Here is a 10,576-nt window from a genome sequence, read left to right on the forward strand (position 1 = left end):
TGAGCGCTTCATTGTCGGCTGGCCAGTTCCTGATCTTGTAGGTCGGTGGGGTCGGTCTGCTCATGCACCCCAGCTATCACGCTGGTTTCACGAGATGAATCCCCTACAGGATTTGTGCAACAGAGCCACTGCGGCCCGGAACGCAGCCGCTCAGCCCGTTTCTTGCGTATCTCGGCGGCGAACTTCGGATCGAAGCGTTGCCACCAGAACCGCACCGACTCGTGGCTGATCTCGATCCCGCGCTCGTGAAGCAGGTCCTCGACGTTCCGAAGCGACAGCGGGAACCGGACATAGAGCATCACTGCAAGGAGGATGATCTCCGGACTGCTGTGGAAATACTTGAACGGGTCGCGTTTCGTCATGGCCGGAGGCTACGAGGCCGTCCTGCCCGTCTCAACCAGATTCCTTCTGACAGCGCCCGCACAAGTAGTCGCCGGCAGGGCGTCAACCTAACGAGCGGCCGCCTCCCTCCAGAAACCAGTCGTCGGAGTAAGGATACCACCAGTCCTGGAGTGCCGGCTTGTGGTCGATGATGACCATCTTCGTACGCCGAAATGCGTCAATCCCCTGCCTCCCGAGTTCGCGCCCGAGTCCCGAAGCCTTCCAGCCGCCGAAGGGCAGTGCGTCGTTGTCGATGAGTGGATTGTTGACCCAGACCATACCGGCCTCCAGCCGTTCGGTTGCTTCCATCGCCTCTTCAAGGCTGGTGGTAAAGACTGATGCGCCAAGCCCGAAGGGGGAGGCGTTCGCGCGCGAGACGGCCTCGTCAAAGTCACGCACGCGGACGACGGCGGCAACCGGACCAAAGCATTCCGACTGCAGAAGTGCCATGCCCTCGTTGCAGCCCGTCAGGATCGTCGGCTCGTAGAACCAGCCCCGGCTCAGTTCGGGCGGAACGCGTCCGCCGGTGACGACCTCCGCGCCCTTCGCGACCGCATCCGCAACCAACCCCGCGACCCGGTCGCGCGCGGCCTCGGAGACAAGCGGGCCGATCTCGGATTTCGAAAGGCCATTCCCGACCCTCAGCGCGCGGGTCTTTTTCGCGAAAGTCCCGACGAAGGCGTCATGGACGGCATCGACCACGTAGAACCGCTCCGCCGAGGTGCAGACCTGCCCCGAGAGGTGGAAGGCTGCCGTCACCGCGCCCGCCGCTGCGACGTCGAGCGGTGCGCTTTCGCAGACGATCATCGGATCGCTGCCGCCCGCCTCGATCACCGCAGGCTTCATCGCCGCGGCCGCGGCCATCCCCACGGCCTTGCCCGCCGCGACGGAGCCGGTGAAGGCGACCGCATGGGTACGGGGCGAGGCGATGAGCTTTTCGGCCAGCGCCGCGCCGCCCGGCAGGCAGGCGACAAGGCCCTCGGGCAATCCCCGGAAGCATTTCATGAATTCGAGGGTCGAGAGCGTGGTGGCGGGGGCCGGCTTGACGATGCATCCGTTCCCGGCGGCGAGGGAGGCGGCGACGGTCCAGCACATGAGAAGGACCGGGAAGTTGAAGGGCATGATATGGACCGACACGCCGAGGGGTTCATATCGCGCATACTGGAACGAGCCCGCCTGCGTCGTGCCCGCGACCTTTCCCGCCTCGTCCCGCGCCATCTCGGCATAATAGCGGAAGATCGGCGCGCAGTTCGCGATCTCGCCGATCGCTTCGGGAAAGGGCTTGCCCATCTCGCGGCTCATCAGGATCGCAGCGCGCTTGTGGTCTGTTGTTTCGATCACATTGGCCAGATCGTGCAGGACCTTTGCGCGCGACTTTGCATCCATCCGCTTCCACTTGGACTGTGCCGCGGAAACCGCGTCGAGCGCCGCCGCTGTCTCGCTCTCGTCGGCCTCGGTTATATGGCCCACGACGTCCAGCGTTGCGGGGTCGATGACATCGCGTGGTGCGCCTGCCATCGGCCGAAAACCGGGGGTGACGAAGCAGGCGGGGTGGGCGGGATCGAAGTCCATTCTGGCCTCAGCGGATCATGTAGACCTTCTTGATGGTCTCGTGGACGGTACAGGTGCCCTTCCAGTCCTGCGGGAAGAAGGCGGCGGTATCGGGCGTGATCTCGATGACTTCGCCGTTTTCATGCACATAGGTGCTGCGGCCTTCGAGGAAGTGGCAAAACTCGTCCTTCGTCACATGACAGAACCACTTGCCGGGCGTACAGATCCAAAGGCCGCATTCGCTCATCCCGTCCGGTCCCTTGTGGATCACCCGGCCCGAGACGCGGGATTCCCCCTCGATCATTGTCGGGATCACGCCCCAATCTACGAGGTCGGTCTGCTCCAGCGGCTTGCGCATCAATGGGGTGTTGGTCATGTCCGGGGCTCCCTGTCGGAAATGTAGTAGGTGTTGCGCATCGTCTCGTGCACCTCGCAGGTTCCCGTCCATCCGGCGGGAAACATCACGGCGGTTCCGGGCGTAACCTCGATCACCTCGCCAGTGTCGGACCGGTAGGTGGCGCGTCCGGCGACGAAGTGGCAGAACTCGTCGCGCGGGATCGACAGCCGCCAATGTCCCGGCGTGCAGACCCAGATGCCGATCTCGGGGCGGTTTCCCGGCCCCTTGTGGACGAGCTTGCCCGAGGACAACGAGGCGCCCGCGATTGCGTCGGGCTGGGCGCCCCAGTCGACGAGGTCGGTGCGGGTCGACGCCTCGTGCAGATGCGGGGCGGTGCTCACTTCGCAAGACCGTCGAGCAGCTTTGCCGCCTTGGCCGGGCCGCTCTGCGCCTGCATGTGCTTGGAGGTCTGTGCAAGTTTCTCCGCCATCGCCTTGTCGGCCAGGCAGGTCTCGATCTTCGCCAGAAGCTCCGCATCGGTCCAGTCGTAGCGCGGCATCTTGAAGCCGTGGCCGGTTTCCTGGACCCGCGTGGCGTTGTCATGGCCGTCCCAGACATAGGGCATGATGATCGCGGGCTTGCCGAAGTAGAGGCATTCGGTGAAAGAATTGTTGCCCCCGTGATGGATCACCGCGTCGACTTGCGGAATGACCGAGGGCTGCGGGAACCAGCCTGCCACCTGCACGTTGCCCGGCAGGTCGGAATATTCGGCCGCATAGTCGCCGATATTCACGAGCGCACGGTAGGGCGAATTCGCCAGGGCCGCGATGATCCGCTTCAGAAGGTCGGTGTCGCCCGCGCCGAGTGAGCCGAACGAGACGTAGAGAAGCGGGCCATCGTTGTTCTTCGCGAAGCTCGGCACCTCATAGGGTTCCTCCTTCCGCACACAGCCTTCGAGATACTGGAACTGCCCGGGGTCTAGCGGCACGTCGCGATGGAACTTCACCGGCTCGGGGTAGAGGAGGAGGTTCATGTAGGGCGAGGCTTCGAAGAACTGGCCGATCGGATAGGCATCCTCGCCGCATTCGGCGAGGAACGCGTTGAAGTCGTCATGGATCGGCTTGATCACGGTGTTGAACCGGTCACGGAACGCCTTGTGGCAGGCCGCGTCGTTCTCGCCGCAACCCGAGAGGTGCGGCGGGATCCCTTCGTCCTCGATCTCGTTTTCCGAGCAGGAGATGACACGGACCCAAGGCACGCCGTATTGCTTGATCGCGGGGAAGAGGATGACATTATCGACGGCGATCACGTCGGGCTTCACCTTGGCCAGCACGCCCGGCAGGTCCTTCTGCGCCCATTTCGCGCTGTCGACGATGGCCTCCCAGCAATCCTTCACATAGTTGTCGATCTGGTCGATCGGTGCCTTGCGGAAATTCGGGATGTGGCCATTGATGAAATCTTCCCAGAACTTCGCCATCTGCTCGGGCGGCATCGGTTCCGACAAGGCGACGGGATGCGCCTCGAACCCGTAGCCCTGATAGACCTCGACGAAACCGGGGTCGGACAGGAACACCGCCTTGTGGCCAAGCGCCTCGACCGCTTGCGCGATGCCGACGGAGTTCAGTGCCGGGCCAAAGGCGGCTTCGGGGAAGAAGGCGAAGGTTTTCTGGGCCATGAGTGTCTCCCTGTTCTAATCGTTGAATTGGCGTGTATCGGCGTCGTTCCAGCCGAGCGTGACGGTATCGCCCTCGGACACCGGACGCCTGTCAGCAGCGTTGGCGGTCAGGCGGACGAGAAGCGGCTTTGGCGACAACGGGGTTGCGACGTGAAGCTGCAAGTCGAGCCCGTGATAGGCGCGTGCCGTTACCCGGCCCTCGACCGTGCGATCAGCCCGGTCGGGGAAGAGATGTAAGCGCTCAGGCCGGACGGCGAGCGTTCGGCCACCTTCCTCTATGAAGTTCATCACGCCGATGAAATCGGCGGCGAAGCGGTTCGCTGGGTGCTCGTAGACCTCGTGCGGTGTGCCGCATTGCAGAAGCCGCCCGTCCTTCAGGATCGCCACGCGGTCCGCCATGACCAGCGCCTCCTCCTGGTCGTGGGTCACGACGATGAAGGTGATGCCGACGTCGTGCTGGAGCCGCTTGAGTTCGAGTTGCATCGCCGCGCGGAGCTTCTTGTCGAGCGCGCCCAGGGGCTCGTCGAGGAGCAGCAAACGCGGCCGTTTGACCAGTGCCCGCGCGAGCGCCACGCGTTGCCTTTGGCCGCCCGACAGCTGGTCGGGTTTTCGCTTTGCCATCGGCGCAAGCTCGGTGGTCTCCATGATCTCAGCCACGCGCGAAGCGATTTCCGACCGGGGCAGGCGCTCCATCTCCAGCCCGTAGGCGATGTTCCCCTCGACAGTCATATGCGGGAAGAGCGCATAGCTCTGGAACATCAGGTTCACCGGCCGCCGGTTCGGCGGAACGCGCGAGATATCGGCGCCGTCGAGGTGGATCGCGCCCGCATCCGGCGTCTCAAACCCCGCGAGCATCCTGAGAAGCGTGGTCTTGCCCGACCCCGACGCACCAAGAAGCGCGAAGAATTCGTTCTCCATGATGTCGAGCGACAGCCGGTCGACCGCCGTCACGGCGCCGAAGCGTTTGCTCACGTCGGCGATCGACAGAAGTGCTGTCACGGCGCGATCACCCCCTTGTTGAGCCGTTGCGACAGGGTCAGCGCGGTGACCGAGACGATCATCACCAATGTCGCCAGCGCATTGATCTCGGGCGTCACGCCGAAGCGGATCATCGCGAAGATCTGCATCGGAAGCGTCGTGGAGGCACGACCGGCCCCGGCGGTGAAGAAGGCGATGATGAACTCGTCGACCGACAGGGTGAAGGCTAGAAGCGCGCCCGCGATGACGGCAGGCAGGATCAGGGGCAGCGTCACCCGGCGGAAGGTGGTGAGGGCAGAAGCGCCAAGATCGGCCGAAGCCTCGGTCACCGACCAGTCGAAACTTTTCAGCCGCGCCCGGACGACGGCGGAGACGAAGGCAAGGTTGAAGACGACATGGGACAGGATGATCGTGTGCAGCCCCATCGGCACCTTCAGGAGCGAGAAGAAGCTCAGGAGTGCAATGGCCAGTACGATGTCGGGAATGATCATCGGGGCAAACACCAGGGCCTCCAGCGCCCGCCCTTTCCGTCTGCGCGTTTCGATCCCGAGCGCGAGGAGGGTTCCCAGAACCGCGGCGATGGCGGTCGAGATCACAGCGACGATCAGCGTGTTGAGAGCGGCCGAAAGGATGTCGCGGTTCGCCATCAGCGCGCCGTACCATTTGACCGAAAAGCCGGTCCAGGCGGTGGGCAGGCCACCCTCGTTGAAACTGAGCGCGACAAGTGTCGCGATGGGGATGTAGAGGAAAGCGAAGACCGCAACGAGAACGGCGGCAAGGCTGCGGCGGGTGGCGGGCGAACGGTCAGCCATCGGCGCCCTCCCGCTTCTCGCCCGCGCCCTTCTCGGCGGCAATGGCCTGAAGCGTCAGAAGCCCCATCATGATCGCGATCAGCACCATGGAGATCGCCGCGCCGAAGGGCCAGTCGTTCGCAGTCAGGAACTGCGCGTAGATCAGGTTGCCCATCATCTGGAAGCGGCCGCCGCCGAGCAGGGCGGGGGTGATGAAATTGCCGATGGAGAGGACGAAGACGAAGACCGCGCCGGCGGCGATCCCCGGCACCGTCATCGGCAGGATCACCCGGCGGAACGTGGTGAAGGCCGAGGCGCCGAGGTCGCGCGACGCCTCGGCAAGCTCCGGGTTCAGCCGGGCAAGCGGCGCGTAGCAGGCGAGGATCACGAAGGGCAGGTAGTTGTAGACGAGCCCGGTAATCACCGCGCCTTCGGTATAGAGCATCGACGGCGGCTCGCCCTCGTATCCCAGCATGCGCAGGCCTTGCGTGATCAGCCCCTCGCGGTTCAGCAGAACGATCCAGGCATAGGTGCGGATCAGGTAGTTTGACCAGAAGGGCAGGACGGCAAGGAACAGAAGGAACGGCTGGCGCTGACGCGGCGCGGCGGCGATGGCGTAGGCGGCGGCATAGCCGATGACGACGGCGATCAGGGTCGCAAGGCCCGCGATCCGCGCCGAGGTCAGGAAGATCCCGGCATAGAGCGGATCGACGATCAGCGCGAAGTTTTCCAGCGTGAAGGTATACTCGATCCCGCCGTAAAGTCCGCGCCGGAAGAAGCCGAGCGCGAGGATCAGCCCGCAGGGAACGACCATCAATGCCGTCAGCCACAGAAGGGCCGGCGCCATCAGGAGGGTCGAGCGGGTATTCGGGCTCTGCACGCGAGGGGTCTTTTCCGGGAAACGGTGCGGGGCTAAATGGCCCCGCATCTCAGGTCACTGCGCGGCCTTGATCGCGCTGACGGCCTTGGCATAGGCGCGGCTGGCATCGCCCACGTCGCGGAGCTGCTCGAGTGCGACGAGGTCAGCGGGTGCCATGCCCATATTGGGATAGGTCGCGGCCATGTCCGCTGAAAGGCTCTCCATCGCCGGCTTGTTCGGCACCTTGTAAAGGATGTTCTCGGCCGCCCAGGCATGGTTCTTGGCGTCGAGGATGTAGTTGATGAACTTGAACGCGCCGTCCTTGTTCTCGGAAGCCTTCATCACCACCATCGTGTCGACCCAGAGGTCCGATCCTTCTGACGGGATCATGAACTTGATGTCCGGGTTCTCGGCGATGCCGTAGTTGCACCAGCCGTCCCACGCGTGGACCAGCGTCGCCTCGCCGGAAACCAGCTTCGAATAGAACGTCGTGTCGTCAAAGGCGAGCATCGTCTTCTTGGCCTCGATCAGGTCGGCCTCGACCTCGTCGAGCTTGGCCTGGTCAGTTTCATTGACGGAAAAGCCGTGTGAAAGGAACCCGGCGGCCAGAAGCCAGCGGTCTGTGCCGAGAAGCGTGACCTTGCCCACCTGAGCTTCGGCCGGATGGAGGAGGTCGTTCCACGACGTCGGCTCGGGCGATACGAGGTCGGAGCGGTAGCAAAGGCCCGTCGTGCCCCAGGCATAGGGCACCGAGAACGTGTTGCCCGGATCGTGCGGCAAGGCGGCCGCCTCGGGATAGAGATTGACGATATTCGGCACCTTGCCCGCATCGATCGGCTCCAAGAGGTCAAGGTTGTGCAGAACCTCTGCGAAGGGCGAAGAGACGAACACGACGTCGTAACCCGCGCCGCCCGACGCGATCAGCTTACCCATGATTTCCTCGTTGGTGGCATGGACGACCATCTCGGCGGCCTCACCGGTTTCACTTGTGAAGGCCGTGACCGCGTCCGGCGCCATGTAGCCGTCCCAGTTCGAGATCACCAGTTCGGCCGAAGCCGGGCCGGCGGCGGCAAGACCAGCGGCGGCCACGCCGGCCAGCAATTGCCGAAAATGAGAGTTCTGCTGTGTCATTTCAGGTCCTCTTCTGTTGGGTGCTGACCGAAGTCGACTGTATTATTTTTGCATTTAGAACCGATACTGGACGACCTTAGGCTGATCGCCTTGACCAGATAGTATTATTCAGTGAAAAAATACGTCAATATCCTAGGCGGCGGGGATACCCCCCTGCGAGATGGAAGGATGATGCAGAGAACCGGCAGCAGAACCGCTTCGTCACGACCGCGCCAGAACCATCTGGATCTCGCACGCCGTATTCTCGATGTCGCGCGTGAACGGGGGATGGGGCCCGGCGCGCACCTTCCAGAACAGTTCCTCGCCACGCAGTGCAACGTCTCGCGCACGCCCGTCCGCGCGGCGCTGAAACTCCTGACGAAACAGGGTCTTGTCGAACACGAGACAGATAAGGGCTACCGTCTGGCCAGCGGAGTGTCCCTCGCCGGCGCCTTTGCCGAGCCGCTGCCCGACCCCGAGGAGGCCGAGCTTGCAGCCCGCATCATTCGCGACCGCGCCGCCCGCCGCCTTGACGAGACCGTGACGGTGGGCGAGGTGATGCGCCGCTATGCTTCCGATCGCCGGACAGTCCTCAAGGCGCTCGGCACCCTGGCTGAGGATGGTCTCGTTTCGCGCGCGCCAGGCCAGTCCTGGGTCTTCGCCAAACTTCCCGACAGTCCTGAGTCGCAGTCCGACAGCCTCGATTTCCGGCTGATTCTCGAACCTGCTGCCTTGACAACACCGGGATTCGCGCTCGATCAGGATCGGGCCGCCGCGCTGCGCCGCGCAATGGTGACGCTTCTGGCGGAACCCGACGACCGCCTCGATGGCAACCGTTTTCGTCGGCTGGACCTCGAGTTTCACATGCTGATTGCGCGCGGAGCATCGAACCGCTACGTCAGCGGGGTGCTCGTTGCCCATCACCGCCTACGCGGCTTGCCTGGCGCAGCGGTGAGCAGCAATGTCGTGCGGCTCAGGCAGGCTATGCACGAGCATCTCCAAATCCTCGATCATCTGGAAAGCGGTCAAGTCATGGTCGCGGCCGACCTGCTGCGCGTCCACCTGCGCCTGTCGCGCAGCCAACGGCCAAGGGCCGCGAACCGCGGCGTGCCGCCGCTTGCCATCCGCACCACTTCGCACGATCGATGACGGAATGAACGTCGGCCCCACCATTGCGCTTTTCCCCGAGGCAAGCTTCGGCGCCGCTCTGAACTGCGTCGGCATCGCGCGGGCTTTGAAGGCGCGAGGCGCGAGGCCGGTCTTCATCTGCCACGCGGGGTTTTCCGGCGTCTTCGCGGAATACGGCTTTCAGGAATACCATCTGCCGCTGGCCGACGCATCTGCGCCGGAAACCTACTGGCAGGATTTCATCAGCCGCCACCAGCCTCATTTCGATCTCGACCCCGACGACCAGATCGAAACCTATGTTGCCCCCACATGGGACGCGATCGTGGAGACCGCCGAACAAGCCGAGGCACCGCTGTTCGCGCTATTGCAAAGGCTCAGACCCGATACGGTCGTTCTCGACAACGTTGTGATGTTTCCCGCGATACTTCGTGCGGGCTGTCCCTGGGTGCGGGTGATCTCCTGCGCTGAAACCGAGCTGCCGGATCCGAATGTTCCGCCATATTTGTCTGGTCTTCCGGGGGATGACCAAGCGCAATGGCGGGCCTTCGCCGAACGCTACAATGCCGCGGTCGGGCCGGTCCATGCCCGGTTCAACAGTTTCCGCACCCGTCATGGCGTACCGCCGCTCGACGAGTGCCGGTTCCTCGAGCCCTCGCCCTGGCACAATCTTCTGCTGGCCCCTTCGATCCTGCGTCATGAACGGCAGGTCCCGCTGGACACTGCGCGCTTCACTTTCCTCGAAGGATGCGTCCGGCAGGAGGCGCCTTATAATGTTCCGGAGTTCGCGGCGGGCGAGGGGCCGCTGGTCTATGTCTCTTTCGGTAGCCTCGGTGCATTGGATACCGACCTAATTAAGCGACTGATCGCCGTGTTCGCCGAGTTTCCTGCCCGTTTCCTCGTCAATGTCGGCGCATTCCGGGACGCCTATCGCGCGGTACCTGACAATATCATTCTCGATCAGTGGTTCCCGCAGCCAAGTGTCGTGGCCAAGGCGGATCTCTTCATCCACCACGGCGGCAACAATAGCTTCTGCGAAGCGCTATATTGCGGTGTGCCGTCGCTCATCATGCCCTATTGCTGGGACGGTCACGACAACGCCCGCCGTGCTGTTGAAACCGGGACAGGCAGGTGGCTCCATCGTGCGCATTGGACGACGAAGGAACTGGTAGCGGTGATGCGATCGGCACTTGAGGATACGCTGATGCGCGAGACGCTGAAGGAAAACGCCCGCCGCATGGTCCCTGAAAACGGCGTTGATCTGGCGGCCGACCAGATAATTGCGGTAGCGTTTCGGGGGAGCGAAGGCGCCGCGCCGATGATAGGATTTCCGGACGCGGTCTAGACGCACTGGCTCTGTCAGAAGAACCTGGCTTGAGGCCCGGACAGGTGGCCGATAGCGTTCGGCCATGAGCAAACGTTCCCCATTTCGTTACTTCAAGACGAGCCCCGAGATCAACCGCCTGGCGGTGATGCTATCCGCCACGTCGCGCCGGTGGTTCTCGGCCGCGATCCGCGCCGGGTGGCGGCGATCCTCGCCGACATCGCGGCGGCCCTGCGTGGTCACGGCAACGCCAAGACGGCGCTCGAGATGGCGCTCTGGGATCTCTGCGCCAAGGTGCACGGGCTGCCCCTGGTCGACCTCTGGGGCGGGCGCGTCGCCGAGAGCCTGCCGGTGCTCTCGGTCATCCGCATCGGCAGCCGGGAGGAGACGCTCGCCGCCTTCGAGACCGAACGCGCCAAGGGCTATTCGCGCTTCCAGATCAAGG

10 protein-coding genes and 2 pseudogenes are annotated in these 10,576 nt (G+C 63.8%); 3 read left to right on the top strand and 9 right to left on the bottom strand.

Annotated elements, in window-relative coordinates:
* Positions 1–125 precede the first annotated feature (125 nt).
* From OEZ60_RS21530 to OEZ60_RS21570, 9 genes and pseudogenes are all read right to left on the bottom strand, one after another.
* Positions 126–362, bottom strand: a pseudogene (locus OEZ60_RS21530) (IS6 family transposase); the annotation flags it as partial.
* A gap of 82 nt (positions 363–444) precedes the next feature.
* Complete coding sequence (locus tag OEZ60_RS21535) at positions 445–1,953, bottom strand: aldehyde dehydrogenase family protein (protein ID WP_263340839.1); 1,509 nt, start codon at positions 1,951–1,953, stop codon at positions 445–447.
* A gap of 7 nt (positions 1,954–1,960) precedes the next feature.
* Entirely contained in the window at positions 1,961–2,308 is a 348-nt protein-coding gene (locus OEZ60_RS21540; RefSeq protein WP_263340841.1) for a cupin domain-containing protein, read from the bottom strand.
* Positions 2,305–2,670, bottom strand: coding sequence for a cupin domain-containing protein (locus OEZ60_RS21545; protein ID WP_263340843.1), 366 nt, complete (start codon positions 2,668–2,670; stop codon positions 2,305–2,307). The genes OEZ60_RS21540 and OEZ60_RS21545 overlap by 4 nt, the downstream gene beginning before the upstream one ends.
* Positions 2,667–3,944, bottom strand: coding sequence for a glycosyltransferase (locus OEZ60_RS21550; protein ID WP_263340845.1), 1,278 nt, complete (start codon positions 3,942–3,944; stop codon positions 2,667–2,669). Before OEZ60_RS21550 ends, OEZ60_RS21545 begins: the two co-directional genes overlap by 4 nt.
* 15 nt (positions 3,945–3,959) lie before the next feature.
* On the bottom strand, positions 3,960–4,943 hold the full coding sequence (locus OEZ60_RS21555; protein WP_263340847.1) for an ABC transporter ATP-binding protein: 984 nt from the start codon (positions 4,941–4,943) through the stop codon (positions 3,960–3,962).
* A complete protein-coding gene (locus tag OEZ60_RS21560) occupies positions 4,940–5,734 on the bottom strand; it encodes an ABC transporter permease (protein ID WP_263340849.1) in 795 nt (264 codons plus the stop codon). The genes OEZ60_RS21555 and OEZ60_RS21560 overlap by 4 nt, the downstream gene beginning before the upstream one ends.
* Positions 5,727–6,593 (bottom strand): ABC transporter permease, encoded by an 867-nt coding sequence (locus tag OEZ60_RS21565; protein ID WP_263340852.1) that lies wholly within the window; start codon positions 6,591–6,593, stop codon positions 5,727–5,729. Before OEZ60_RS21565 ends, OEZ60_RS21560 begins: the two co-directional genes overlap by 8 nt.
* A 54-nt stretch (positions 6,594–6,647) precedes the next feature.
* Positions 6,648–7,703 carry a polyamine ABC transporter substrate-binding protein gene (locus tag OEZ60_RS21570; protein ID WP_263340854.1) on the bottom strand — a complete coding sequence of 352 codons (1,056 nt, stop codon included), beginning with the start codon at positions 7,701–7,703 and terminating at the stop codon, positions 6,648–6,650.
* Positions 7,704–7,871: 168 nt separating this feature from the next.
* On the opposite strand from OEZ60_RS21570, the gene OEZ60_RS21575 reads away from it, so the two are divergent.
* From OEZ60_RS21575 to OEZ60_RS21585, 3 genes and pseudogenes are all read left to right on the top strand, one after another.
* On the top strand, positions 7,872–8,831 hold the full coding sequence (locus tag OEZ60_RS21575; RefSeq protein WP_263340857.1) for a GntR family transcriptional regulator: 960 nt from the start codon (positions 7,872–7,874) through the stop codon (positions 8,829–8,831).
* Between the two features lie 4 nt (positions 8,832–8,835).
* The gene (locus OEZ60_RS21580; RefSeq protein WP_263340860.1) at positions 8,836–10,152 is read left to right on the top strand and encodes a glycosyltransferase; all 1,317 of its coding nucleotides are present in this window, start codon (positions 8,836–8,838) and stop codon (positions 10,150–10,152) included.
* A gap of 150 nt (positions 10,153–10,302) precedes the next feature.
* Positions 10,303–10,576: pseudogene (locus OEZ60_RS21585) on the top strand (mandelate racemase/muconate lactonizing enzyme family protein); the annotation flags it as partial.

Origin of the sequence: Albidovulum salinarum, assembly GCF_025673475.1 — a bacterium.
GTDB classification, from domain to species: Bacteria; Pseudomonadota; Alphaproteobacteria; order Rhodobacterales; family Rhodobacteraceae; genus Albidovulum; species Albidovulum salinarum.